Source organism: Moraxella haemolytica (assembly GCF_030177935.1).
In the GTDB taxonomy this organism is placed as follows: domain Bacteria; phylum Pseudomonadota; class Gammaproteobacteria; order Pseudomonadales; family Moraxellaceae; genus Moraxella; species Moraxella haemolytica.
Genome location: NZ_CP089974.1, coordinates 634,912 through 661,458 on the forward strand (window position 1 = coordinate 634,912; position 26,547 = coordinate 661,458).

A 26,547-nucleotide genomic window follows, 5' to 3' on the forward strand; every position below is an offset into this window, starting at 1 on the left:
GCTGTGCTAAAAGCCATATAGACATAAAGCACTTAAAAGTAAGTGCAATTTAATGTGGTTATCGGTATAATAAGACTTTTGATTCATTAAATTTGGAGTAACTGTGGAGCGTTGGCTGACTTTTATGGGTAATCACCCAGTATTATTCGGTATTTTGGCGGTACTGATTGTGGCATTTTTTATGGTGGAAGGCAAGCGTAATGGCAAGAAGGTCTCTCCTAATGAGCTTGGGCTACTGGTTAATAACCAAAACGCACACATCATTGATATTCGCCCTGCCAATAAGTTTGCGGTATCGCACATCGCAGGCAGTCGCAACATTCCTTTTACTGAGCTAAAAAATCACCTTGATGAACTAAAAGCCATCAATGAGCCTGTGGTCATCGTCTGTGATTTGGGTATGCAATCAGGGGCTGCGGTCAGCTTAGTAGGGAAACCAAACTTCATGCGTCTAGCAGGCGGTATTCAGGGTTATCAGGCGGCAGGGTTGCCTTTATCAATGGCGAATAAAACCAAAAAATAAGAGAGTTAATGGGTGATTCAATCAATAGTTGCTTGAAAAATCAACGACCATCCCAATATAACTTTTATCTATTGAGGCGGGATTGCCTAAATAGATTGAATTTTTTATCAATACAAGGTTGGTATTATGACCCAAGTAACCCTATACATTAAAGAAGAATGCCCTTATTGTCGTGCCGCTGTACAATTATTGGCAAACAAAGGGGTGTTATATAACGCTATTAGTGTCTATGACATGACCGCTGATGAGAAAGAAGCACTGGCTGTAAAGACCAATCGTTATCGCACTGTGCCACAGATTTTTATTGGTGAGACATTCATCGGTGGCTTTGATCAACTAAACAAGCTAAACCAAAGTGGCGAGCTTGATGCCATGTTGGCAGAGTAATAATATCTCGATGGCGAGTTGATGACTTTTTAGTCTTTTAGTAACCCACTTATCATCTATATTTTGTAATTCTGTAAAAGGAAAATATCATGACAGAACAAACCCAACCACAACTTGGTCTTGAGCGTATCTATATTAAAGACCTATCTTTTGAAGTGCCAACAGCTGAAGTATTTACCAAAGAGTGGCAACCAGAGCTTGATATCAGTCTTGCTACTGCATCGATAGACTTAGATGAAGACCATAAAGAAGTCGTACTTACTGTTAATGTTACTGTAAAAAATGGCGGTTCAACAGCGTATATCGCCGAAGTGCAACAAGCAGGCATTTTCTTATTAAAAAATATTCCAGAAGGGGATTTGGAACACTTGCAACAAGCATACTGCCCAAATATCCTATTCCCATATGCTCGTGAAGCGATTAGCGATTTGGTGTCTCGTGGCAGTTTCCCACAGTTGCTCCTTGCCCCAGTTAACTTTGACCAAGCCTACCTACAAGCCCAAGCAGAAGCAAAGGATAATGCCTAAGCTAGGTATCTAGAACGGGTTTTAAAAATAAGCAGTCTTATGATTGCTTATTTTTTTATTTAGTGTTTGAAGATGGGCCTATCTTGGGTAAAAGACTTTGTATCTGAGTAATTAATCAAATAATTAAAATGCCCATGTAGAGAGTACTAAGAGAAGATTTTTGCCTTGCGTCTAGGGGTGCTGATTTCTTCTAGGGTGATTTGATTAAAACTTCGGCAGTTTGGCTGTGGGCGAAAAATATCACGGGTTAAGGCGGCGATTTCATAGATGGCACGGCGAGAATGTATTAGATTGTTATCAATATTTGTCCAGCTAAGTGGCACAGCAAGCGGTGCAACAGCAGGGGTGGTTGAAATATTCATGCGGGCAAACTGGCGGCGAGCCCGAGCCATGTGGTAGCGGTCGGTGATGAGATGTACATGAGCAGGAAGTTCGTGATAAGAGAGTAGTTTGGCAGTAAAGACGGCATTTTCACAGGTGTTCATGCTGGCATTGTCACTGATGATGATGGGTCTTGGTTTGGCACTAGAGAGTGATAGCTTAAGATAATCTTGTAGCCATGGTGACTCAACACCACTTGTAATGATGGGTAAGTGGGTTTGCTGATAAGTGGTGGCGGTAGCATCAGCACGGCTTTGGCTATAATGGTTTAAGATGATGTGATTATTTTTTTTGGTGAGACCACCACCAAGCACTACCAAAGCCGATGATGCTTGGTGGTCGTCAGACAGCGTAATGGTACTAAAAGCATTAAGAAAAAGCACGCTTAGATTGGCAAAAATTGGCGTAAATGGTGAGATAATAGCAAAGATAACCACCAGTGCCACAATAATGAATGTTCGCCAAATGATTTTTAGTGTTTTTTGCCGTACTGTCATGGAGAGCTTTGACCGTCGGCGGTTATCCATACAGGTTCACGCACAAGTTGAATGCCAAATTTTTGTAAAATGGTGTCAATGATCAAAGATTGTGTCGCCTTGATATCATCTTGACTGGCAGTGTACGGAGTATGATTGGTTAGTACTAGTGCTTGTTTTTCGTGAGTGAGTATTGGAAAAATCCCCTTGCCTTTAAGTCCTGCTTGGTCAATGAGCCAACCTGCAGGGATTTTTATGTTGCCATCATCAATGGGGTAGCTTGGCAGGGTGGGATACTGTGCTTGCAATGTCTTAAAATCACTCATGGCGATGATGGGATTTTGAAAAAAAGAACCGCAGTTTGCTAATATGTTGGGGTCGGGTAATTTATCAGAACGAATCTGCACAACAGCATCAAAGACATTTTTGGGGCTTGGGGTGTCTTTGTACTGAGCTTTGGCAAACTTATGCGATATGACAGCTAGGTCGCCATAGTTGGTGAGTACTTTATCGTTACTTGTATGCAGTTTGAACACAACATGACTAATCAGGTAGCGATTGGGGCTGTCCTTAAAAACACTGTGCCGATACTCAAACTGACAAGCAGTGTTGTCAAATTCAAGTTGCTCACCTGTCGTTAAATCAAAAGCGATAACGTTGATAATAAAATCAGAAACCTGTACGCCATATGCTCCAATATTTTGCACAGGGCACGCCCCCACAAGACCTGGTATGAGTGCCAAGTTTTCAAGTCCATACCAACCTTGATGTAAGCAGTGCTGAATAAAGTGATGCCAATTTTCCCCGCCTGCCACCTTGATATTGACGCCATCGTCATCATACGCAATCACCTCAATGCCTTGGTATCTAGGTAGTAAGACTAGACAGTCCAACCGGCTTGGTAGTAGCACATTACTACCCCCAGACAGCACAAAAATGGCTAGGTCTTGTTGTTTGGCGAAGTTGATGGCATGGGTAATGTCATCTTTTAATGTGTTGGCATCATCTAAAATCATCGCATGACTGGCGATACAGGATAATGCCATGGTGTTATTTTTGGTGAGATTGTACTGCTTGATGATTTTATCATGCGTTGTTTCGGTCATGATTTACCTCTTGTTGCCAGCGGTCTAACCAACGATGGCTGACTTGTTCAATATGCTTGAACATACTTTTAAAATCACTCATGTCGCCATAGTAAGGGTCGGCAACTGCTACATCATCAAACATGGTTACTTGTGCGGTCGCATCGGATGGCATGATTTTTTGCAGGTCTTTTAGATTGTTATGATCCATCGCAAAAATTATATCAAAATCGTAAAAATCATGTTGCTGAACCTGTCTGGCTCTTAGAGTGGATAGGTCATAACCTTGTTGGTTGCCCGTAGTGATGGCTCGTTCATCAGGCGGGCTGCCGATATGATAACTGGCAACGCCTGCTGAATCAAAGCGTATATCAAGCCCTTGTTTTTTGGCGTGCTTAGCCATGACGGCTTCAGCAGTAGGACTGCGACAGATATTACCAAGACAGACAAATAAAATAGATGTTGGATACATAGATATTTTTGCTCAAAAAACCTGCAAAGCAGTATCTAAATTAAGTAGTGGATAATAAAAGTGGCACAAAACCATTAAATGTTCATTTTAACACAAAAAACCCAATCATACAGGTGCTATTGTCGGTATTGAGTGATATGAACCGCTAAATTGCCTAAATATTTTTATGTTTATAAAGTAAAAGATAATCTTGAGTGATTGGCTGTGTCAATCATCCATCTTTTACGCTAACCTAATTTTTGGAATTATATGGCTAGGTAAAAGTATGCTAGTAGGATACACGCATGCTAATTTTATGGCTTACCAACCACTCTTAAAGCGTGCTAAATCTTTGCGTTGTTTCTTGTCAGGCTTGGTGTCGGGGCGAGCAAGGTTTTGTAGTTTTCTTTGCTCGGCAAAAAACTCTCTTGTTGCTATGCTTTCTTGTGTCTCTTCGTACAGCGTGGCGGCCATGGTGGCATTACCACGATTTTCTGATAATGCCTTAATGACTACAATTTTTTCTTCTAACCGAGTGGCATGTCCTTGCCTGATGGCTAAGGTATCGCCCACTTGGAGTTCACGGCTTACTTTAATTTTTTGTCCATTCATGTGTACTTTGCCAGATTCGATGGCTTCTTTGGCAAGAGTGCGGGTCTTAAAAAACCGAGCCGCCCACAGCCATTTATCGGCACGGACTTTGTGTGGGGTGTTTTGGTCGGTGTTTGGGTTTGGTGTTTTTGTCATGGGTTATTATCTTTGATTGACTTGCGATATGGTCATAGGATTTTGATGACTTTAAATATTTCAAACAGTAGCCACATTTTATCATCAAACACCTCAAACTGTTCAAAAAATTGCTGATGAGTATCTTGCCAGTAGGCTAACGACAAATCACCTTCACCCTCTTTTTGTGCCAATTTTTCATCCACATCACAAAAGCGAATGATGAATTGGGCGGTGTTTTGAATAACACAGCGTGGGAGTCCATCTCCATCTGTAATAACCTGTAGACTGCCAACAGGACAAACAGGATCGTCTAAATGCCATTGTAAGGCGGTGCAAGTGGCGGTTTTTGTACCGCTTATTACCAGTTGGCATAACTCATCTGCCATTTGTGGACTGTTACCAAATGACCAGTGGGGCAGGGAGGAGATATCTAGACAGTCTGCTTGAGTGCTATTTAGTTTGTCAAACATGATTTACTCTTATTTTAAAAAATTACCATTAAGGGTTTCTTAATGGTAATTGATGAGTTTACATTTTCTCAACGGTCTTAATGCCCAATAAATCCAATCCTAATTTTAGGGTGTCAGCGGTGAGTTTAGCAAGCAAAAGACGGCTGGTTTTGATGGGTTCATCGGCAGATAAAATCGGACAATGCTCATAAAATGATGAGAAAATCCCTGCCAGTTCATACAGATAAAGTGCTAGAACATTAGGTGTGCCGTCTTTAGCAAGCGTGCGTAACGCATCTTCAAATTGCAGTAGCTTAAGGGTAAGCGTCCGTTCGTGTTCGTCATTAACTAAAATATCGCCTGTCAACTCATCAGGATTGAGTTCTGCTTTAGAAAAAATCGACCGTACACGAGTGTAGGCATACTGCATATAAGGGGCGGTATTGCCTTCAAATGATAGCATATTATCCCAATCAAACACATAGTCAGTGTTGCGGTTTTTGGATAGGTCAGCGTATTTGACCGCACCGATTGCAACCGCCTTAATAAGAGCCTGTTTTTCGCTTTCGCTCAGTTTGGTTTGGCGTTCACTCATCAATGTTGTGGCTCGCTCAATGGCTTCATCAAGTAGGTCGGCAAGTTTTACTGTGCCACCTGTGCGAGTCTTAAAGGGTTTGCCATCTTTACCTAGCATCATACCAAAGGTAAAATGATTCATCTTAAAATCATCAGGAACAAATCCGCCAAGTCTAGCGATTGCCCACGCCTGCTTCATGTGTTGGGCTTGGCGTGCATCAGTAAAGATGATGACTTCATCAGCTCCTAGTGTCTTGTAACGATAATGAGCGGCAGCGATGTCGGTGGTGGTATATAAGAAACCGCCATCATTTTTTTGGACAATCACCCCCAAAGGATTGCCTTCTTTATTTTTGTATTCGTCCATATAGACGACTGTCGCCCCATCATCTTTGGTGGCAATGCCTTTTTCAATTAGGCTATCAACCACGCCTTGTAGTATTGGGTTGTATAGACTCTCGCCCATAATGTCTTTTTTGGTTAAAGTAACATTGAGTCTGTCATAGGTGGCTTGACACTGATTCATGGTAACATCTACCAGTTGCTGCCAGAGTTTTAGGCTGTTTTCATCACCGCTTTGGAGCTTGACGACATTTTGGCGAGCGGTAGTGGCGAAGTCTTCATCGCTATCAAACTTAGCTTTGGCGGAGCGATAAAATTCTTCAATATCGGACAATGCCATCTCGTCAGTGTCGCCAGTTTGTACAAGCTCAAGGTAGGCAATCAGCATGCCAAACTGTGTACCCCAGTCGCCAATGTGGTTGGCACGAATGACGGTATTGCCTAAAAATTCTAAGGTACGCACCATGCTATCGCCAATAATGGTGGAACGCAAATGTCCAACATGCATTTCTTTGGCGACATTGGGAGCAGAATAATCCACGACAATTTTTTTACCGCCTGTGGTATCAATGCCAAGCGTAGGGCTGTTTAGGGCGACTTGAGCAGATTTTTCAAGAAAGTCATTGGCAAGAAAAATATTGACAAAGCCTGGATCTGCAATTTCGGTTTTAGCGATAAGCTCATTGGCAGGTAGATTGTCTAGCACGCTTTGGGCAAGTTCTCTTGGGTTTTTGCCTAGTTTTTTGGCAACTCCCATCATGCCGTTGGCTTGGTAGTCGCCAAATTCTTTTTTGCTTGATGGCTTAATGACGGGGTCGGCACCCATGTCTGCCCCTGCACTGGTCATGGCGGTGGTAAATAGGTCGTGTAGCTTAGATTGAATGTTCATGATGACTCTTATGGTTTATCAAAGTGAATAAAATCAATAATAATGAAAAATAGGAATAAACAGATAATAATACCAAAAAACAATCAATTTTTGGAAAAAATTTATCACATAAATATTGATACGGTCATGATGGTGTTAGATGATTTTTATTTGTCTTAAAGCTGTTGTTGTATCGGTTTTGAAGGGGGTTGGCTGATTTTTGGGTGTGATGATTATTGAGTATCATGATTAAAAGTCTCTTGCAAAAAAAGACGAGTTTTAATAAAGCTCGTCTTTTTGTTGGCTACTTTAAAAACACTCCGTAGCCAATATTGTTCGTTAAATCCTCACATTCATAGCCAATCTCGGTCAAAGCATCTACAATGTGTCGCAATGAGTTTTTACTGGCCTGTAAGCCAACCAGTACTCGACCTTCAGCAGCACCGTGATTGCGGTAGTGAAATAGCGTAATGTTAAAATCTTGCCCTAGCTTTTCAAGGAAATTTAATAATGCCCCAGGGCGTTCAGGGAACATGATGCGAAATAGGCGTTCATCGGTCAGTCGTCCATGCCCACCAATCAGATAGCGGATATGTGTTTTGGCAACTTCATCATCGGTTAGGTCATAAGCTTCATAATTGTCTTTATCAAAAATCCGCATTAAAGTGGTTCGTTCAGCTTGCCCTTCTTTTAAGCCAATACCGACAAAGACTTGGGCGACTGCTGGGTTGGTGGCATCTAGCCGATAGTTAAACTCGGTGATGTTTCGCCCCTCTAGAACACGGCAAAAATCCAAAAATGCCCCTGTCTGTTCTGGTAATCGCACCGCAAAAATTGCCTCTTTGTTCTCACCAATCTCGGTGCGTTCGGCAATATAACGCAAGCGATCAAAATTCATGTTCGCCCCTGATATGATTGCTACGCAGTTTTTGCCTGCTAGGTTATGCTCTTTGGCATATTTTTTAAGACCTGCCAGTGCTAATGCCCCAGACGGTTCAACGATATGGCGATTTTCCTCAAAGATGTCTTTGACGGAGGCACAAATTTCGTCATTATTACAGGTTATCACATCATCAACAACCTTGCCTTGACCATTTGATTTGGTCAAATTGACGACATCAAAAGGAATCTGACCGATTTGGGCGACCGCCACACCATCGGCAAATAAGCTAACCTGTGGCAGTCGAGTTCGCTCGCCATCGGCTAAGGCGACTTTTAGGCAAGCAGAGCCTTCAGATTCTACTGCAATGACTTTGACATGAGGGGCAACCTCGCCTAAAAATGCTGCTACGCCTGCAACAAGCCCACCACCACCGACAGGCACGAAGACATACTCCATCTCTCTCCAGTCTTGCGATAGCTCTAATGCTACCGTGCCTTGACCTGCAATCACAAGCTCATCATCATAAGGGGCGATGTAGGTCATGCCATCGGTATTTGCCTTATCCATAGCAAATCGGTTGGCTTCATCAAAGCTATCGCCATGCAGATAGACATTGCCTCCAAAAGCCTTGACCGCCTGCACCTTGATATCAGGGGTGGTTTTTGGCATGACAATTAGGTTGTTAAGTTTTAAGCGATTTGCTGAATAAGCAACCCCTTGAGCGTGATTGCCAGCAGAGGCACAAATAATCCCCTTTACCTTTTGTTCGTCTGATAGCTGACTGATTCGGTTGTACGCCCCACGCAGTTTAAAGCTAAATACAGGTTGCAAATCCTCTCGTTTTAGGCGAATGTTATTACCAAAGCGAGTGGATAACTTTTCTGCTTTTTCAAGCGGTGTACGAACGGCAACATCATAGACGGTGGCTGTGATGATGGCACGGACATAGTCGGATAGGGTCATAAGGTTTCCTTAGTATCTTATTTTACAAATTTTGGTTAGCGATTTGGCTTGTTGGGTTTTTGTGATGAACTTGCTTGTTTTGACTGATTGGGTTTAAACATGGCTGTTAAAAGTGTGCTTTTAGGACAAATGACAATCTGTAAATTTTGCCTGAGTGTTTATCAATCACTACCGTTCCTTAAAACCTACCTAAACCTACCCAAAGGCAAATTTAGCGTTTAATTCCTACTTCAATGTTGTTTGCCTTATTCGTTTGAACTTGGACTGACATCAACTCCATAGGCGTTTTTAGTTGGGGATAGAACTTACCCACCAACGATTAATATTAAGATAAAGTTAAAACCTTATCTGCCTGATTTAAAATATTGATACTTGCATTAATATCACGGTCATGATTGGTATGGCAACTAGGACAAATCCAATGTCTAACCGCAAGTGTCAAGTTTTCTTTTGTCATCATAAAACCGCAATTTGAACAAGTTTTAGAGCTTGGATAAAACCTGTCCAATTCTTTGATGGTCTTACCCCATTGGTTGGCTTTATAAATCAGCTGTCGCTTAAACTCATAAAACCCTAAATCGCTAATGGCTCGGCTTAAGTGACGGTTTTTAACCATACCTTTAACGTTAAGGTTTTCAATGCAAATCACGCCATAACTTTTGACAAGTTGTGTTGTGAGCTTATGAGTAAAGTCTTTTCTGATACAACTGATTTTGTCATGCAATCGTGATAGCTTGGTTTTCGCTTTTTCACGATTTTTAGAGCCTTTTTGTTTTCGGCTGAGCTGTTTGCTTAGTCGTTTTAATTGTTTGAGTTTGGTTTTTAATGGCTTGGGAGCTTGTGCTTTTGTGCCGTCTGATAATACGGCTAAATCACTTATGCCTAAGTCTATGCCAACTTGTTCGCCTGTTTTGTTTAATGGTTTGTTCATTTCACCAAGTTCAACGGCAACTGAGACAAACCATTTTTCGCCTTGTTTAAAGACTTTGGCGGATAAAATTTTCCCTTGATGGCGTAAGTTTTCACGCATTCTTACCAAACCTAAATTTGGGATTTGAATGTATGGTTTGTTATTGATGGTTTTGAGTTTAAATTGGTCGTTGGATAGGCTAAAACGGTCATTTACACCTTTTTTGCGAAATTGGGGATATTTGCTTTCGCCTTTAAAAAAGCGTTTAAAGGCATCGCCTAGTTGCATAATAGCAAGTTGTGGACTGCACTTGGTTACTTCTAGCATGAATGGGTATTTTTCATGTTTTATGGCGTTAAGTTGTTTTCTTAGTTTACCTTGTGATGGTTTGTTAAGTCGGTTTTCGTCAATGGTTATGCCGTTTGCTTGACAGTCATCACGGTAGTTTTTGTCTTGTTCATATTGCTTTTTCCATTCTGCCAACGCCCAATTATAGGCTAGACGTGCGATACCGCACGCCTTGCTAAAATGTGTGGCTTGTTTATTGGTTGGGTCAAGTCGGATGATGTGTCCACGAATAATCGTCATTCCAATGCTACCTTAACGGCTTCAAGCAGTTTTTTATTCTTTTTACTTCGTGAGCCATATAGTCTTGCTGAAAATACCGTAATGATTTCTAGCACATCTTGAGCAAGCTCTTCTTCAAAGGATAGGTTTTCGCCTTGATTGATGATGATAACTTCAACATTTCTTGCTTCACAGATAGCAAAGACAAGTTCTGCACCAAAGCGTAATAGGCGGTCTTGATGGGTTAAAACCAATCTGCCGATTTCATTGTTTAATATACCGTCAAGCAGTTGTTTAAGTCCTTTTTTATGGTAGCTCATGCCAGAACCTAAATCATTGATGACCTCATAAGTCCAGCCTTGTTTGGCACAGTAGAGTTCTAAAACTTGGATTTGACGCTCTAAATCGTCCTTTTGGTCGTGGCTTGATACTCGTGCATAGGCAATGGTTTTTCGGTCTTTGTTGCCTATGCCATGCAGTAGGTTTGGGTTGATTGTACTAATATCGTACCGTCTGTGTCCTTTAGGTGTTCTTTCGGCAACAAGCACACCACTTTCGTCCCATCTGCGTAATGTTGAGATGGACACGCCAAGTTGTTTGGAAGCTTCGTTGATACTAATTAATCTATTCATTTGGATATTATAAGATAGATTTAGTTAGATTTCAAGGAATAGTTCAAGGCCCTTAATCAGCTGTGTCATGAATCTGCACATCAACCATATGGTTGCCAATCAAGCCAATGTTGCTGTCATTATAAGCTTATTGTAGGCGAGTTTAAAACATTTGCCAATCATCAGTTGATAAAAGTTTTTATTTTAATAAGTTTTGGCGGGCGAAATAATCATAAAATCATTAGCCATCACGCCATCAGTATAAGCCAATGATGAACTGTTACGCCTAAGATTGCAAACTGGTGTGTTGTTTTGTGGGTGTGATGGTGATATTTCTATGTACATAGGGTAAAAAATAAGATTGGCAAAAACCAATCTTATTTTATGTGTTAAGTTATGAAGTTTTAAGCATCTAACTGTGCCATCACTTCATCGCTAAAATTGACATTGGTATAGACTTCTTGGACATCGTCCAAGTCTTCTAGCATATCAATCATTTTTAGTACCTTTTGAGCATCGTCAATGTTATCAATATCAGCAGTTGTGCTTGGCGACATGGTAACTTCAGCACTATCCGCTTTTAGACCTGCTTCTGCTAAAGCATCCACCACCGCACCAAAGTCGTTTGGTTCTGTGATGACCAAAAGGCTCTCGCCGTCATTTTCAATATCACTTGCCCCAGCTTCTAGGGCGATTTCCATGACTTTGTCTTCAAGTGTAACATCATCAAATACAATCTCACCACGCTTAGAAAACAAATATGCCACTGAACCTGATGTACCAAGATTGCCACCATGTTTAGAAAATGCGTGGCGTACCTCGCCAACAGTACGATTGACATTATCGGTCATCGTCTCTACAATGACTGCCACACCGCCTACGCCATAGCCTTCGTAGGTAATCTCTTGAACATTGTCTCCCTCGCCACCACCTTGACCTCGCTCAATGGCACGCTTGATGACATCTTTGGTCATGTTGGCAGCATTGGCTTTTTCTAAAACAGCACGAAGACGGGGGTTGTTGGCTGGGTCTGGATCGCCACCTTTACTTGCAGAGACGATTTCACGGATAATTTTGGTAAAGATTTTGCCTTTTGCGGCATCTTGCTTGGCTTTGCGATGCTTGATGTTCGCCCATTTACTATGACCTGCCATATTACACCTTTAAAAATAAAAATTGAAATGAAAATGGCGACATTATACAACAGTTGTGGGATTTTTTCTATGGTCATTGTGTCCTAGTGCTTCTAATTGCCCAACATTTTCTTTCAAAAAATCAATCATGTATCGCACCTTAATTGGCAGAAGACGAGTGGCGGTCAAAATGATAATTGGCACAGGTTTGCCCTGCCAATCAGGCAATACTGGTATAAGCTCTGCGTCAGCTGCAATATTGGGTAGTAATGCTATCCCAAGTCCTTGTTTGGCCAGTCCACTTAGTAGGCGAAAGCTGTTGGAATGATAGAGCATTTTGGGGTGGGTGGTTAGCACCTGCGTATCACAAGATAGCTCCCAATCCAAAACCCCCAAAAATGCCAAACCGTGATGATGAGCCAGTTCATCAGGTGTTTTGGGTGTACCAAACTTGTCTAAGTAGGCTTTTGATGCAAATAACCGCAAGCTAGATTGGCTTAAAGGGTGGACAATGTAGTGATTTTCTTTTGGTATGCCTGCCCGTATTGCCATATCCACACCGCCTGCCAAAAGGTCAGTTTTTTGGGCGGAGACATCAATGTGGAGTTGGATTTTAGGATATTTTTGATAAAATTTAGGCAAAATGGTCATGAACCAATCTGCAATTTCGTTATTCACAGATAATTTTAATACCCCTTTGGGTTCTATTTTTAGGCCATTCATCGCCTGATGGGTGCGATTAATTTCATCTACGATGGCTGTTGTGCGTTCAAAATAAAATAGTCCTGCTTCAGTGAGTTCTAATTTTCGTGTGGTGCGGTGAATGAGTTTTAGCCCCAGATGATTTTCAAGTTCATTGATTTTTCTGGATAGGGTGGACTGGGGGATATTTAGAGTTTGGGCAGTTTTGCTAAAACTTTTGTTTTTAACCACTGCCACGAACAAAACCAAATTGGCTAATTGTTGAGGATTCTGCATTATTATACCATATATGGATAAATTTTATCTATTATAGCTATTTATTGGATAATAAGAAAGCTCTATAATATCTCATACTTCATAACATATGAGAAAAAAATATGCTCTATATTAGAAAATCTTCTGAGCGTGGTCATGCTAATTACGGCTGGCTAGATACTCACCATAGTTTCTCCTTTGCAAATTACCATGACCCTGCTTTTATGGGTTTTTCTGACCTTAGGGTCATCAATGAAGACCGCATTGCTCCAACCATGGGCTTTGGCACACATCCGCACAAGGATATGGAGATTTTGACCTATGTATTAGAAGGTGCTATTGCCCATCAAGACAGCATGGGGAATGTCAAAGATTTTCAGGCAGGCGAGTTTCAGATTATGTCGGCAGGCACAGGCTTTACGCATTCGGAGTTTAATCCAAGTGATGATACAACCTTGCATCTACTGCAGATTTGGATACAGCCTAATGTGCTTGGCGTTACCCCAAGATATGATCAAAGACGCTTTGCCGATAAGCAAGGGGGCGTGCTGATTTTATCGCTAACAGCTGAGCATGAGTCATTTCAAGTCTATCAAGACATGAAATTATGGCGATATCAATATGCTAAAAACAGTACTGATACCATCACTTTGGATACCAATCGCCACTACTGGCTACAAGTGGTCAAGGGGAGTTTTTCTGTCAATGGCAATACTGTCTATCAAGGCGATGGCATGGCAGTTGGTGAAGAGAGTGTGCTTGATGTTATAATTAATGAGGATTGTGAGTTTTTGTTGTTTGATTTGCGCTGATGATTGTTAATTTTAATCGCTTAATATTCATCTATTATTTTAGACCAAGTGCTAAGAAATTACTTTTTGTCGTTGGTGATACACAGATGGTGCAACCAATGATGAATTTATCAATATGTTAGTTTTTAAAGAGAAAGGTTATGACAAAACAAGTTGCCGTGCTTGTCGGTTCTGCAAGCAAAAGTTCTTTTAATCATTTGGCGGTAAAGTATTTGCAAAAAATCGCTCCAAGTTCGTTGGTATTAAACATCGTTGAGATTGGTGATTTGCCTTTATATGACCGTGATTTTGATGGTATGGATATTCCTGCTTATACTCGTGTGCGTCAAGCAGTCAAGGCATCAGATGCAGTGATTTGGGTGTCGCCTGAGCATAATGGTGGTTATTCTGCGATGCTTAAAAATGCTATTGATGTGGTGTCTCGTAACCCAGAAGGAAGCCTATGGATTGGCAAACCGCTTGGGTTAATGACGGTCAATGCCAGTGGTAGTACAAAAGCGATTGATGCGTTGCGTGTTATTGCGTCTGCACCTTATATCAATATGCCAACTCTGCCGTTTGGGGCGAGCATTGGTGGGATTTTTGCAGGAGCGTTTGATGGTCATGGCGAGCTGGTTAGTGAGCCTGCTAAAGCCACTTTACAGGGTTTTATGACTGCCTATGCAGACTTTGTAGAGAGCTTCTGATTTTATTTTTTAAAAACCACCAGTCAAACTCATTGGCTGGTGGTTTTTTATGAGAATTTGGGCTAAAATACATCAATTTGAAAAATCAAGAGTATTAATGCGTCCCATTCATTCCTATCGTAAGACACTACCCCTAAAAGAGCACATTCATGTCGTCATTGAAGGCACGGACACTCGTGCAGGTAAATTCTTTGATGTCATTTTGCTACTTGGCATTGTGCTAAGTGTGGCGGTGGTTATGCTTGATAGTGTACTGATTTTTAGGTTGCAGTATGGACGGCTATTTCTCTATGCAGAATGGTTTTTTACGGTATTATTTACCATAGAATATATTTTACGGCTATATTCCGCCCCTGACCGCCGCCGTTATGCCTTTAGTTTTTTTGGTGTGGTGGATTTATTGGCACTATTGCCAACTTATTTAAGTCTATTTTTTGTGGGAACGCAGTATCTTTTGGTGGTGCGAATTTTACGCATCTTGCGTATTTTTCGTATATTCAAATTGCGTTCTTATATGCAACAGGCGGGGTTTTTGGCGGCGGCATTTAAGACTTCTCAGCACAAAATCATTGTTTTTTTCATTTCTTTATTGCTTTTGGTTACCATTTTTGGTTCGGTGTTGTATGTGGTTGAGGGTCCAGAAAATGGCTTTACCAGTATTCCTTTGTCTATTTATTGGGCGGTCGTTACCTTGACAACGGTCGGCTATGGCGACATTTCACCAAAAACACCCATTGGTCAAGCGATTGCAAGCATGGTGATGATAACCGGTTATGCCATCATTGCTGTGCCGACAGGTATTTTTACTGCCGAGCTAACCCGCACGATGCGACCGCAGTTACATCCTATCAGTTGCCCAAAATGTGGTAAATTTGGTCATGCTTCTAATGCTAAATTTTGCGACCGCTGTGGGCATGATTTGCACATCTAATCCATCTTTGTTTTTTGCCATGTATTTTGATTTGATGGCTTATCTTAGGGCTTATGCTTGATGAATATCCAAACTTTATCCAAAAAAGCACCCATCACATTAGTCCTAATCGTCTCTTTTGTGGCGGTGGCGTGCTATCAGCTTCTACAAGGCGTAAGTCTTGATAACCCAAGTTCAAAAGATCTAATCGCTTTTGGTGCCAATTTTTTGCCCTTGAGTTTAACTTATGAGCCGTGGCGATTGGTTTTTAGTGCCTTTTTGCACATCGGATTGATTCATCTGTTGTTTAATGGTTTTGCCATGTATTATTTTGGCATGGTGGTTGAGCAGATAGTTGGCAGGCTACAGTTTTTGGCGTTGTTCTTATTATCGGCAGTGGGTGGTAATCTATTAAACCTTTACATCACTTGGCAGGAAGTCTTAGCAGATGGACGCTTTGGTGTATCGGCAGGAGCATCGGGCGGCATCATGGGTTTTGGTATGTTTTTGTTGGTATTGGCAATCACAAAGACACCCACCATGTTTGTACTAAACACCAAAAGTCTGGCAATCATCATGGGGTTAAACTTTGTGATGGGCTTGACTATTGATGGGATTGATCAGGCAGCTCATTTGGGTGGTGCGTGTATTGGGGCATTGTTCGCCCTATTGATTTGGGCGGTGAGTCGATGGCGACTGTCTGGCGTGTGTTTTTGGTTGTTATCTATGGTGCTGTTACTTGTCTATGGTTTGATATGGTGGTATCTTCATAATGAGATCATGGCGGTTATGCACGCCATTTAAATGTCCATAAATCCACTTGATTGCCCACCATCACCCCAATCACCGCTTGCACGCCACCGTCTTGATGTCGCCAATCACCCAAAACTACTCTTTTTTTGTTGGTCATCTCATGAATGGCGGGGTGGTGCGTATGTCCATGTATGAGTACATCGCAGGTCATCAAGGTTTGTTGTACAGCTTGAGAATTGACATCCATGATGTGCTTGGACTTGCCGGATTTGTCATGAGTGGACTTGGCTTTGATTTTGTTGGCAATTTGTCTTCTTTTGGCAAGTGGTTGTTTTAAAATCAGCCAAGCAATAAGGGGGGTTTGGACAATCTTACGGTAGCATTGATATGCTTTATCATCAGTGCAAAGGCGATCGCCATGCTCTAATCTGTAAAGCTGACCAGACTGTAAAAAATAGGGCTCCTTAATCAACCTGCCTTCAAATTCATCGCAGAGTGTCTGACGAATGGCAAAATCACGATTGCCATGCATGACATGAATCTTGGCTGTTGTTGATAAGTGTTGCAGGGCTGATAAAATGGGTGTTAAAAAATGCTGTTTTTTTTCATTATCGTTTAGACTTAGGTAGTCATCATCGCCAATCCAACCATCAAGCCAATCACCCAAAATATACAAATGCGTTAAATTTGGCAAAAAAGACAAATCTTTTAGGAGTGCCAAAAACGCCTGATTTAAAGCAGGTGTGTCTGCTGATAGGTGTAGGTCGCTGACAAAAACCGTGCTGATATCATGCGGACGAGTGGTGATGAGATGATTAAAGTTTTGCATATCTGATGGGGTGGAAAAAAGAAGGGCGAATTATTTTCGCCCTAGTCTTTAAGATGGATTTGGTGGACTGTATCAATAAAATCACCTTAAAGTATGCTAAAATTATTTTGAAATTACTTTAGCAGAGTTAATCACGATTGGCTCGCGTGGCACATCACTGTGATAGCCATAGCGACCGGTTGGTACACCTTTGATTTGATTGACCACATCCATACCATCGGTTACTTTGCCGAATACGGCATAACCCCAACCTTGTGGTGTTGGGCTGCTATAATTTAAAAAGTCGTTATTTTTAACATTAATAAAAAATTGGGCGGTTGCTGAATGTGGGTCGTTGGTGCGAGCCATGGCGATTGTGCCAATGTCATTTTTTAGACCGTTGTCCGCTTCATTCTTAATTGGTGTGCCAGTACGCTTCTCGTTCATGTCGCTATCCATACCACCGCCTTGAATCATGAAGCCATCAATCACACGATGGAAAATCGTGCCATCATAATGACCGCTTTCAACATAGTCAAGGAAGTTGGCAACGGTAACAGGGGCTTTTTCGGCATTAAGTTCAATTACAATCGCACCATGGGTGGTGTCAAGCTGTACAATCGGCATATCCATAGGTATTCCTATTTAAAATTAACAGTGAAATTGACGATATTATAGCAAAGTTTTGGCACAATGGGAAATGCTCAATAAAAATCAGAGTAATTGCATGGAAAAAAATTGTTGACTGCTTGATAATTCTTTATTTAATAAAAATATGCTAGAATAGTGAGATTGACACGACTTGTTTAATTATTTGATGCTTTTTGTTTGATGCTTTAAAAAAATCACCAATTGGAAACTGTTATGACTGAGATGCTATCTGAAAAAAACGACTTTATTCGCCAAATCATCCGTGATGACCTAGCTGTTGGGAAACATGATGGCATCATCACTCGTTTTCCACCAGAACCAAATGGCTATTTACACATTGGTCATGTTAAGTCCATCTGCCTAAATTTTGGTGTGGCAGGTGAGTTTGGTGGTGTGTGTAATTTGCGTTTTGATGATACTAACCCTACCGCTGAAAAGCAAGACTATGTAGATAGTATCAAAGAAGATGTCAAATGGCTTGGTTTTGAATGGGCGGGCGATGTTCGCTATGCGTCCCATTATTTTGATCGGTTGTATGAATGGGCGGTACAGCTCATCAAGCAAGGTGATGCTTATGTTGATTTTCAGACACCTGATGAGATTCGTGAACATCGTGGCGGTTTTGGCAAGCCATCTGTTGAGTCGCCACAGCGTAACGCTACGATTGAAGAGAATCTTGCTCGTTTTGACGACATGAAAAACGGCAAATACAAAGAAGGTCAGGCGGTACTTCGTGCCAAGATTGACATGAATCATGCCAACATGAACATGAGAGACCCTGTCATCTATCGTGTCATGCACGCCCATCATCACCAAACAGGTGACAAATGGTGTATTTATCCAATGTACGACTACGCTCACCCATTATCGGACGCCATTGAGAATATTACACATTCGCTATGTACATTAGAGTTTGAAGATCATAGACCTTTTTATGATTGGGTAGTAGAAAAGGTGGGCTTTGTTAAACCGCCACACCAGTATGAGTTTAGTCGTCTTAATATTGATCATACGCTAACTTCTAAGCGTAAGCTAAAACGCTTGGTGGATATGGGTGTGGTATCAGGATGGGATGATCCAAGAATGCCAACAGTGGCAGGCATGAGACGCCGTGGCTATCCAGCTGAAGGGTTAAGAGACTTTTGTGAGCGAGTAGGTATTTCTAAAACCGATGGCGTGGTGGATTTTCGCCAGCTTGAATCTAGCATTCGTAATGCCCTAGAGAATACAACCGCTCGGGGCATGGCGGTACTTCGCCCATTAAAAGTTACGATTAAGAATTTTGACGAGGCGGTGGCAGATTTTGAGCATCTTAAAAAAGATACGGTTAAAGCTTGCTTGGATAATGGCGTATTATGGCTAACTCAGCCAAAGCACCCAAATGTGGATATGGGCGAGCGTAAAATCCCGTTCACCAAAGAAATCTATATTGACAGAACCGACTTTGAGGTCAGTCCGCCAGCAGGCTATAAGCGACTGTCGCCAGAAAACCCTGAAATTCGTCTGCGTAATAGCTACATTCTAAAAGTGGAAGAATACATCACTGATGAAAAAGGTGAGGTGGTTGAGCTGATTGCAACCATCGATGCTAAGACTTTGGGCAATAATCCAGAAGGTCGTAAGGTTAAAGGGGTGATTCATTGGGTATCTGCCACACATGGTGTTGATGCGATTGTCCGTATGTATAATCATCTGCTATTAGAAGATGATGAAATTCATCCAGAGGTTACTTTGCATGAAAAAGACATGCTAGATGCTGATACCGATGCCGATACACTATGGATTAAACAACACCTAAATCCTAACTCGCTCACTACTTATCAAGCGGTTGTTGAGCCGTCTTTAGCGAATGTTGTGGGCGGTGAGCGGTTCCAGTTTGAGCGTGAAAGCTACTTTGTAGCAGACACTGTGGAATCTACCAAAGATTTGCCTGTGTATAATCAAATTGTTAGTCTAAAAGATGGTTTTTAATCAATATTTGAATGAATAATTACTAATCAAAAAACCGTCAGTGATTGAACCACGCCCCAAAAGTTAGACACTCAGATTCTAACCTTTGGGGTGTTTTTATTTGACCGTTTGCTTAACTAACCAAATAAAACAGCCATAGGATAAATGAAATAAAAATTCTAGCCAGTTAATGCGTAAATGGCGTAAATGTGGTAAAGTAGTCAGCTAAAATGAAGATAAAATAGAGAAGATGATATGAAGATTCTATTGGCTAATCCACGAGGATTTTGTGCGGGTGTGGATAGGGCGATTGCCATTGTGAATGAGGCATTGCGTCGTTTTAATCCGCCGATTTATGTGCGTCATGAAGTGGTGCATAATAAATTTGTGGTGGAAGACCTTGCCAATCGTGGAGCGATATTTGTTGAAGAGCTTGATGAAGTCCCTGATGGGGCGATTGTGATTTTTTCGGCACATGGCGTCTCAAGGGCGGTAGAAGATGAAGCGACTCGCCGAGACTTGACAGTCTTTGATGCCACCTGCCCACTGGTAACAAAAGTACATATTGAGGTGGGTAAATTTGCCCAAGAAGGCATGGATGCTATTTTAATTGGTCATGCAGGACACCCTGAAGTAGAGGGAACGATGGGGCGTTTTGATACCAGTTTTGGCGGTCGCATTCATCTGGTGGAAGATGCTGATGATGTCGCCGGCTTGAATTTTGATGAGGATAAAGAACTTGCCTTTGTAACACAAACAACTTTATCAATGGACGATACGGCAGTGGTCATTGATGCATTAAAACATAAATTTCCTAAAATCAACGCACCCAGAAAAGATGATATTTGCTACGCCACCCAAAATCGTCAAGATGCGGTCAAATCTTTGGCAGAACAATGTGATGTTGTGTTGGTTGTTGGCAGTCCAAATTCATCAAACTCTAATCGCTTAAGAGAGCTTGCTGAGCGTTTGGGGGCATGTGCTTATTTGATTGACAATGCCGGTCAGATGGATAAGGCGTGGTTTGATGGCGTGGCGTGTGTGGGTGTTACTGCAGGTGCATCAGCTCCAGAGATATTGATTCAAGAAGTATTGGCGACTTTGCAGTCATGGGGGGCAGAAGATCCCCAAGAGATATGTGGCATTGAAGAGAATGTTACTTTTAGTCTGCCTAAGTCTTTGCGTACTTGATGAATATAGCATAAGTAAAGCACAATCAAAGAAACTCAATAAAAAGAAGAACAAAATGACAAAACTTAATTTATCGCCACGCCACATGGGTGAAGTGCCTGAGGAGCTGGTGCAACAGTTTGGTTCATTAACGCTGGCTCGTGTCTTTTTGGCACGAGGTGTTGATGATGTGTTACTGCTTGATACTTCGGTGGGCAGTCTATTGCCTGCAAGTGAGCTAGCAGGACTGGATAAGGCGGCAGCCTTGATTGATCACGCCATTGACGACAAAAGAATCTTAATCGTTGGCGATTTTGACTGTGATGGAGCGACTTCGACCGCCTTGATGGTTCGTTGTTTAAAAGAGATGGGTGCTGATGTGAATTTTTTGGTGCCTGATAGATTTAAGTTTGGCTATGGTTTGACACCAGAGATTGTTGAGTATGGCGTAGCACAATTTGACCCAGAGGTTATTATTACGGTGGATAATGGCATTTCAAGCCATGAGGGTGTTGAGCGTGCCAAAGAGCTGGGTGTGCAAGTCATCATCACCGACCACCACCTTACTACCAAAGCATCGCCAGAGGCTGCTGCGGTGGTCAATCCAAATCAGCAAGGTTGTAATTTTGGTAGCAAGTCTTTGGTGGGTGTTGGAGTGGCATTTTATGTGATGGGGCGAGTGGCTCGCATTCGTAGAGAGACTGGAAAAAAAACCACGAGTGTTGCCAAATATTTGGATTTGGTAGCGTTAGGCACAGTAGCTGATGTTGGTACGCTTGACCAAAATAATAGAATCTTGGTAACGCATGGGGTTAATGCCATTCGTGATGGGCGTGCCTGTCATGGGGTGCTTGCCATTCTTGAGCAATCTGGGCGATACCATGAGAAAATCAGTAGTAATGACTTGGGTTTTGCCATCGCACCACGCATTAACGCTGCAGGGCGTATGGATAATATGCAAACAGGGGTGGAATGTCTGCTTGCTGACGATTGGAGTACGGCATATACGCTGGCACTTGAATTAAATAAACTCAACCACTCTCGTCGTGCCATTGAGACGCAAATGCGTGATGAGGCATCGCAGATTATTCAAGACCTGCACCTAAATTCATCTGACGAACCGACCCTACCACGAGGCATTGTCCTACATCAAGATAATTGGCATCAAGGGGTGATTGGTATCGTGGCAGGGCGAATTAAGGAGCGACTATATCGTCCAACGATTGTATTTGCTCCTGCTGATGCGAATAAAGTTGGTGATGAAGATTGGATCAAGGGGTCGGCACGCTCTATAGCAGGCGTGCATATCCGTGATGCCATTGAGTCGGTGGCAATCACACATCCTGAATTAATTGCTCATTTTGGTGGTCATGCGATGGCAGCAGGTCTAACCATTAAAAAACGCCATTTTAACACCTTTAAAACGGCTTTTTTGGCGGTGTTAGACGGTTTTGATGAATCAGTATTTAACGAAGAGTATTTCACTGATGGTGAGCTTGCTCCTCAGGATTTTAGCTTAAATTTTGCTCATCGGCTCAAAAATGCTAGCGTGTGGGGCAATGGCTTTGCACCACCAAGTTTTGATGGGGTGTTTGAAGTGCTGAATTTTCGTGTCATGAAAGACAAGCATCTAAAGCTAACACTCCGCTTGCCAGAAGTTCAGTACCCCATTGATGCAATTTGGTTTAATTTTGATGCGGATAAATGGGATTATCGTGCCAGTCGTGTGCATATTTTGTTCGCCCTAGATATCAATGAATGGCAGGGTAATCAAAGTTTGCAATTACTCATCAAGGATTTAGCGGTTAATCAGATTGCACCGATGGTTGCACCGCACCGTATGTGATAACACCCCTTGTCTTTGGCAAGGGGTTTTTGGCTTGTTTGGGTTGTGATTTTTTGATGATGCTTGCTTGATAGATGTGTTGTAGGGTTGATGGATTAAAGGTTGCTTGGGCTAAAGTATAGTCATCAAGGTTTAAAGTTAATAAGCTAAATGACTGTTGCGACTCTTATTGATATTGCTGTTTTTTTGTGAGTGGTGATAGATAAAATCAAAAAAACAAAAGCCCTTTCTTATGAAAGGGCTTTTTTAATATGGCTCCCCAACCTGGGCTCGAACCAGGGACACACGGATTAACAGTCCGATGCTCTACCGACTGAGCTATTGGGGAATATTAATTCTTTAAATTATCGGTCTATTTAAAGAATGGTGGGTCGTGCAGGATTCGAACCTGCGACCAATTGATTAAAAGTCAACTGCTCTACCAACTGAGCTAACGACCCAATTTGTGTTGAGTATTATACTAGATAATTTCAACTTTGCAAGTATTTTTTTACTTGAATTATTAGGATAATGGTGGGTCGTGCAGGATTCGAACCTGCGACCAATTGATTAAAAGTCAACTGCTCTACCAACTGAGCTAACGACCCTTATCGCTAATGTGGTGCGTATTATACACCATATTTTTAACTTTGCAAGTGTTTTTTCAATTATTATTTAAAAATAATTAAAATAATGGTTTTTTATAAGTTATCTAAAAAACCATTATTTTGGGATTAGTTATGTGATAGAGCTTCCACAGGGTTTAGGCGTGCGGCATTTCTGGCAGGTAAAAATCCAAATATAATGCCGATTAAAGTTGAGCAGACAAAAGCTACGATGATGGAAGTTGGCGAATAAATCACCCCAATATTATCACTGCCAAGACTGTTAATGACTGCTCCGATGCCAAAGGCAAGTAAAATGCCTAAAATACCACCCAATACGCAAACCAACACCGCTTCTATCAAAAACTGCTGCATGATGTCAGACTGTCTTGCTCCGACCGCCATGCGTACACCAATTTCGCTTGTGCGTTCGGTAACAGAAACAAGCATGATATTCATGACGCCAATACCGCCAACAATGAGTGATATGATGGCAATTGATGAGATGAGTAATGTCATGGTGCTTGTGGCGGATTGGACAGTCTCTTTGATGCTGTCGGTATTCATGATATCAAAATCATCTGTACCATGCCTAGATTTGATGAGGTCAAAGATGGCATTCTCTGCGATGTCAGAGGGTGTGTCGGTATCTACGAGTACCACGAACAAATTGATATGGCTTGTGCCTAGCATGCGGTGCATGACGGTTGTGTAGGGCATATAGATGTTTGGGGTGTTGGTATTGTGTCCAAATGATGAATTTTTGGCAGAAAGTACGCCAACGATTTGCCCTGGCATATTACCCACCATCAGCATTTGACCGATGGGATTGCCTTGTCCGTTAAAAAAAGTTTTATAAGCATTTTGATCAATGATGATGTCTTGAGCAAGAGCGGATATGCTAGCATCATTAAAGCCTTGCCCCATCTCAAGTTTTTCGCCTGTTACCGCCAAATAATCCTGACCAATGCCGTTGATATTGCCTGTGGCTTCGGTATTCTTATAACGGATAGAAACGCTGGTATCCACCTGTGGGCTGACAGACTGAGCATAAGGTTGTGCGGCGACGGCATTGGCATCATCAACAGTTAGATTATCGTAGCCATAGCGACGGCGTGGGTCGCCATAAGGATACCCATCAATAACGGTGATGGTATTGGTTCCTAGTGCGTTAATGTCATTTAAAATTTTGGCTTGCGAGCCTTGACCTAACCCCACAATTGACACAACAGAAGCAATGCCAATGATGATTCCTAGCATGGTGAGTAGCGTCCGCATTTTGTGAGCTTTCATGGCATAGATGGACATTTTAAAGGCTTCTTTTAGGCGGTCTAGCACGCCCAGTAGGGCATTGTTTGAGCCAAAGGACTGCTTGCTGATGGCGGTGTTTTGATGGGTGTTTTGTATCTGATGGCTATTATCTTGTTGCTTGGCATTGTCTGTGTAATAATCAGCGATGACATGACCATCTTTTAATTCAATCACACGCTCAGCTTGGCTAGCCAAACTTGGGTCATGCGTTACCATAATAATGGTATGCCCATCATCTTTTAGACGGTGCAAGATATTCATGACTTCCTTGCCTGAGCCACTATCTAACGCTCCTGTCGGTTCATCCGCCAAAATGATATCACCCCCATTCATTAAGGCTCGGGCAATAGAAACTCGTTGCTGTTGTCCGCCTGAGAGCTGATTGGGTCGATTATTGATTTTATTGGCTAACCCTAACTGGGCAAGTAGCTCGGCGGCACGCTTGCGTCTTTTGGCGGTGCTTGTGCCTGCATAGACTGCAGGAACGGTAACATTATCTAAAGCATTGATGTCGCCAAGCAGATGATAACGCTGAAAAATAAAACCAAAATGCTCACGACGCAACTTAGCAAGCTCTTCGCCATCCATGTTATCAACCGATTTGCCAAAGATGGTATAGCTTCCACTTGTGGCTTTATCCAGACAGCCTAAAATATTCATCAGTGTGGACTTGCCAGAGCCTGACTGACCAATGATGGCAACCATCTCACCTTGATAAAGCGTTAAATTAATGCCATGCAAAATACGCACATGATCATCGCCTGCCTGAAAATCACGAATGAGATTTTTCACTTCAATGAGCGGTTTTTTTGGGTGTGTTGTCATATAGTGCCATGTATATTGTGTTGTTTGGTTGGTGGTTTTGATGTCTTTTGCTTATCGCATCATCGGCGGTCTGTTGAGTTTTTATTTTGACCGCCTTTACCTGATTCTCCAATGACGACTTTATCACCTGCTTGTAGACCTGATTTTATTTCAGCGTTAATGCGGTTATTTAGACCAACTTCTACCTCTACAATCTTGGCATGACCGTCTGCATTCACCACTTGTACGGTGTGTTTATTGCCCACGCTTTGTATGGCGGCAGAAGGAATTGTTAGAACATTTTTGACTGAATCGATAATGATATTGACTTGCGTGGTCATGTCAATGCGAAATTTTCTCTCGGTATTGTCCACATCAAGATAGCCAATATAGTATACAGCCGAATCGGTGCTACTACTGGTGCTAATGTTCTCAGGGGCAGGGTTAATCCCAGTTAATACCGCATCAAACTGTTCGTCAGGCTTACCGATGATATTAAAACGAGCAGGGAGACCTGTCTTGACATTGATGACATCAGCTTCTGATATTTGGGCGTTGATGCGTACACGACTTAAGTCGGCTAATGTAACAATCGTAGGGGCGGACTGCATGGCATTAACCGTTGTCCCTTCTTTTTGGGTAATAGAAACTACTGTGCCATCCATCGGTGCGGTGATGGTGGTATAACTAAGGTCCTCTTGGGCGGTGGATAGATCGTTTTGGGCTTTGTTAATGGCGGCTTTTTGACTTTGAATGTTGGCACGAGCAGCATTGACATCATTTTTGGCATTTTGAATGTTAGCACGAGCAGCATTGACATTCTCCTGTGCAACCTCAACAGCAGCTTTGGCATCGTCGTAGTCTTGATGACTGACTGCATTGATTTCTACCAAGCCAGACAAGCGTTCTAGTGCCTTTTTAGCTTTATTAAGTTCGCTTAGGCGTGCATTTAGGATGGCGGTATTACTAATGATACTGCCTTGGGCGGATTGTAGGTTGCTTTGGGCTTGGGCGAGTGATGCGTTAGCTTGTTGTAGGTTTGCCTGTGCGTTTAACACGGTGTTTTTTTGTCCTACTTGGTTGATTTGAGCGATGATATCGCCTTTTTTAACCTCATCACCAATTTCAACATATAGCTTGACTATTCTGCCCGATACCTGAGCCCCAACATCAATGCTTTTGATGGGTTTAACTTTGGCTGATGACATAACCACGCTTTCGATATCGCCCATCGTTGCTTCGGCTGTTAGATAATTAGGCGGAGCATCTTTGGTCTTAAAGAAATGATAAGCTAAGGCTGATGATAATAAAATAACCAGAATGACGATTAGCCATTTTATCATGGGTGGTAATTTGTGTTGCTTGGTGAATATTATAGTCATGACTCGGCTTTCCAATTATAGTATTTAACTAAAATCAATCTTATGCTACTGATAAAACGATG

At 42.0% G+C, this 26,547-nt stretch carries 25 protein-coding genes and 3 tRNA genes; 10 read left to right on the forward strand and 18 right to left on the reverse strand.

All coding sequences use genetic code 11. The features are described 5' to 3' along the window. Positions 1-103 precede the first annotated feature (103 nt). The 3 genes from LU276_RS02995 (at position 104) to secB (ending at position 1,437) form a co-directional block, all read left to right on the forward strand. On the forward strand, positions 104-523 hold the full coding sequence (locus LU276_RS02995) for a rhodanese-like domain-containing protein (protein ID WP_284674188.1): 420 nt from the start codon (positions 104-106) through the stop codon (positions 521-523). Positions 524-649: 126 nt separating this feature from the next. After that, a complete protein-coding gene (locus tag LU276_RS03000; RefSeq protein WP_284674189.1) occupies positions 650-910 on the forward strand; it encodes a glutaredoxin domain-containing protein in 261 nt (86 codons plus the stop codon). A gap of 89 nt (positions 911-999) precedes the next feature. Next, positions 1,000-1,437, forward strand: a complete 438-nt coding sequence (gene secB, locus LU276_RS03005; protein WP_284674190.1) for a protein-export chaperone SecB — start codon at positions 1,000-1,002, stop codon at positions 1,435-1,437. Between the two features lie 146 nt (positions 1,438-1,583). Here secB and LU276_RS03010 read toward each other — a convergent pair whose 3' ends face one another. From LU276_RS03010 to LU276_RS03060, 11 genes are all read right to left on the reverse strand, one after another. After that, on the reverse strand, positions 1,584-2,315 hold the full coding sequence (locus LU276_RS03010) for a YdcF family protein (RefSeq protein ID WP_284674191.1): 732 nt from the start codon (positions 2,313-2,315) through the stop codon (positions 1,584-1,586). Further along, positions 2,312-3,400, reverse strand: a complete 1,089-nt coding sequence (murB, locus tag LU276_RS03015; RefSeq protein ID WP_284674192.1) for a UDP-N-acetylmuramate dehydrogenase — start codon at positions 3,398-3,400, stop codon at positions 2,312-2,314. The genes LU276_RS03010 and murB overlap by 4 nt, the downstream gene beginning before the upstream one ends. Continuing rightward, complete coding sequence (locus tag LU276_RS03020; RefSeq protein WP_284674193.1) at positions 3,381-3,851, reverse strand: low molecular weight protein-tyrosine-phosphatase; 471 nt, start codon at positions 3,849-3,851, stop codon at positions 3,381-3,383. The genes murB and LU276_RS03020 overlap by 20 nt, the downstream gene beginning before the upstream one ends. 300 nt (positions 3,852-4,151) lie before the next feature. Then, positions 4,152-4,577, reverse strand: coding sequence for an RNA-binding S4 domain-containing protein (locus tag LU276_RS03025; protein WP_284674194.1), 426 nt, complete (start codon positions 4,575-4,577; stop codon positions 4,152-4,154). 32 nt (positions 4,578-4,609) lie between these two features. After that, complete coding sequence (locus LU276_RS03030) at positions 4,610-5,029, reverse strand: ASCH domain-containing protein (RefSeq protein WP_284674195.1); 420 nt, start codon at positions 5,027-5,029, stop codon at positions 4,610-4,612. A 58-nt stretch (positions 5,030-5,087) separates the two neighbouring features. Beyond that, positions 5,088-6,815: an arginine--tRNA ligase gene (gene argS / locus LU276_RS03035; protein ID WP_284674196.1), complete on the reverse strand. Its 1,728-nt coding sequence runs from the start codon at positions 6,813-6,815 to the stop codon at positions 5,088-5,090. A gap of 283 nt (positions 6,816-7,098) precedes the next feature. Further along, positions 7,099-8,640 carry a threonine ammonia-lyase, biosynthetic gene (gene ilvA, locus LU276_RS03040; RefSeq protein WP_284674197.1) on the reverse strand — a complete coding sequence of 514 codons (1,542 nt, stop codon included), beginning with the start codon at positions 8,638-8,640 and terminating at the stop codon, positions 7,099-7,101. Between the two features lie 325 nt (positions 8,641-8,965). Beyond that, positions 8,966-10,138 (reverse strand): RNA-guided endonuclease InsQ/TnpB family protein, encoded by a 1,173-nt coding sequence (locus LU276_RS03045; RefSeq protein ID WP_284673747.1) that lies wholly within the window; start codon positions 10,136-10,138, stop codon positions 8,966-8,968. After that, on the reverse strand, positions 10,135-10,749 hold the full coding sequence (locus LU276_RS03050) for an IS607 family transposase (RefSeq protein WP_284673746.1): 615 nt from the start codon (positions 10,747-10,749) through the stop codon (positions 10,135-10,137). Before LU276_RS03050 ends, LU276_RS03045 begins: the two co-directional genes overlap by 4 nt. 383 nt (positions 10,750-11,132) lie before the next feature. Then, positions 11,133-11,882: a YebC/PmpR family DNA-binding transcriptional regulator gene (locus tag LU276_RS03055; protein ID WP_284674198.1), complete on the reverse strand. Its 750-nt coding sequence runs from the start codon at positions 11,880-11,882 to the stop codon at positions 11,133-11,135. Between the two features lie 42 nt (positions 11,883-11,924). Further along, entirely contained in the window at positions 11,925-12,839 is a 915-nt protein-coding gene (locus LU276_RS03060; protein WP_284674199.1) for a LysR family transcriptional regulator, read from the reverse strand. A 101-nt stretch (positions 12,840-12,940) separates the two neighbouring features. Between LU276_RS03060 and LU276_RS03065 the strand changes: the two genes are divergently transcribed. The 4 genes from LU276_RS03065 (at position 12,941) to LU276_RS03080 (ending at position 16,030) form a co-directional block, all read left to right on the forward strand. Then, positions 12,941-13,630, forward strand: coding sequence for a pirin family protein (locus LU276_RS03065; RefSeq protein ID WP_284674200.1), 690 nt, complete (start codon positions 12,941-12,943; stop codon positions 13,628-13,630). A 140-nt stretch (positions 13,631-13,770) separates the two neighbouring features. Then, positions 13,771-14,316, forward strand: a complete 546-nt coding sequence (locus LU276_RS03070) for an NADPH-dependent FMN reductase (RefSeq protein WP_284674201.1) — start codon at positions 13,771-13,773, stop codon at positions 14,314-14,316. 97 nt (positions 14,317-14,413) lie between these two features. After that, positions 14,414-15,247, forward strand: coding sequence for an ion transporter (locus LU276_RS03075; RefSeq protein ID WP_284674202.1), 834 nt, complete (start codon positions 14,414-14,416; stop codon positions 15,245-15,247). Between the two features lie 60 nt (positions 15,248-15,307). Continuing rightward, positions 15,308-16,030 carry a rhomboid family intramembrane serine protease gene (locus LU276_RS03080; RefSeq protein WP_284674203.1) on the forward strand — a complete coding sequence of 241 codons (723 nt, stop codon included), beginning with the start codon at positions 15,308-15,310 and terminating at the stop codon, positions 16,028-16,030. Here LU276_RS03080 and LU276_RS03085 read toward each other — a convergent pair. Then, positions 16,014-16,808 carry a UDP-2,3-diacylglucosamine diphosphatase gene (locus LU276_RS03085; protein WP_284674204.1) on the reverse strand — a complete coding sequence of 265 codons (795 nt, stop codon included), beginning with the start codon at positions 16,806-16,808 and terminating at the stop codon, positions 16,014-16,016. The genes LU276_RS03080 and LU276_RS03085 overlap by 17 nt on opposite strands. 102 nt (positions 16,809-16,910) lie before the next feature. Then, positions 16,911-17,420, reverse strand: a complete 510-nt coding sequence (locus LU276_RS03090) for a peptidylprolyl isomerase (RefSeq protein ID WP_373627474.1) — start codon at positions 17,418-17,420, stop codon at positions 16,911-16,913. A gap of 231 nt (positions 17,421-17,651) precedes the next feature. Here LU276_RS03090 and LU276_RS03095 point away from each other — a divergent pair, with 231 nt between their 5' ends. The 3 genes from LU276_RS03095 (at position 17,652) to recJ (ending at position 22,404) form a co-directional block, all read left to right on the forward strand. Then, a complete protein-coding gene (locus tag LU276_RS03095) occupies positions 17,652-19,409 on the forward strand; it encodes a glutamine--tRNA ligase/YqeY domain fusion protein (protein WP_284674205.1) in 1,758 nt (585 codons plus the stop codon). A gap of 234 nt (positions 19,410-19,643) precedes the next feature. Beyond that, entirely contained in the window at positions 19,644-20,579 is a 936-nt protein-coding gene (gene ispH, locus LU276_RS03100; protein WP_284674206.1) for a 4-hydroxy-3-methylbut-2-enyl diphosphate reductase, read from the forward strand. 55 nt (positions 20,580-20,634) lie between these two features. Next, on the forward strand, positions 20,635-22,404 hold the full coding sequence (recJ, locus tag LU276_RS03105) for a single-stranded-DNA-specific exonuclease RecJ (protein ID WP_418001277.1): 1,770 nt from the start codon (positions 20,635-20,637) through the stop codon (positions 22,402-22,404). Positions 22,405-22,656: 252 nt separating this feature from the next. Here recJ and LU276_RS03110 read toward each other — a convergent pair. From LU276_RS03110 to LU276_RS03130, 5 genes are all read right to left on the reverse strand, one after another. Beyond that, positions 22,657-22,732: transfer RNA gene (locus tag LU276_RS03110), tRNA-Asn, on the reverse strand. A gap of 36 nt (positions 22,733-22,768) precedes the next feature. Continuing rightward, a tRNA-Lys gene (locus tag LU276_RS03115) sits at positions 22,769-22,844 on the reverse strand. A 71-nt stretch (positions 22,845-22,915) separates the two neighbouring features. Next, a tRNA-Lys gene (locus LU276_RS03120) sits at positions 22,916-22,991 on the reverse strand. A 126-nt stretch (positions 22,992-23,117) separates the two neighbouring features. Continuing rightward, positions 23,118-25,124, reverse strand: a complete 2,007-nt coding sequence (locus LU276_RS03125) for a MacB family efflux pump subunit (RefSeq protein WP_284674207.1) — start codon at positions 25,122-25,124, stop codon at positions 23,118-23,120. Positions 25,125-25,183: 59 nt separating this feature from the next. Continuing rightward, the gene (locus tag LU276_RS03130; protein WP_284674208.1) at positions 25,184-26,485 is read right to left on the reverse strand and encodes an efflux RND transporter periplasmic adaptor subunit; all 1,302 of its coding nucleotides are present in this window, start codon (positions 26,483-26,485) and stop codon (positions 25,184-25,186) included. Between the last annotated feature and the right edge of the window lie 62 nt (positions 26,486-26,547).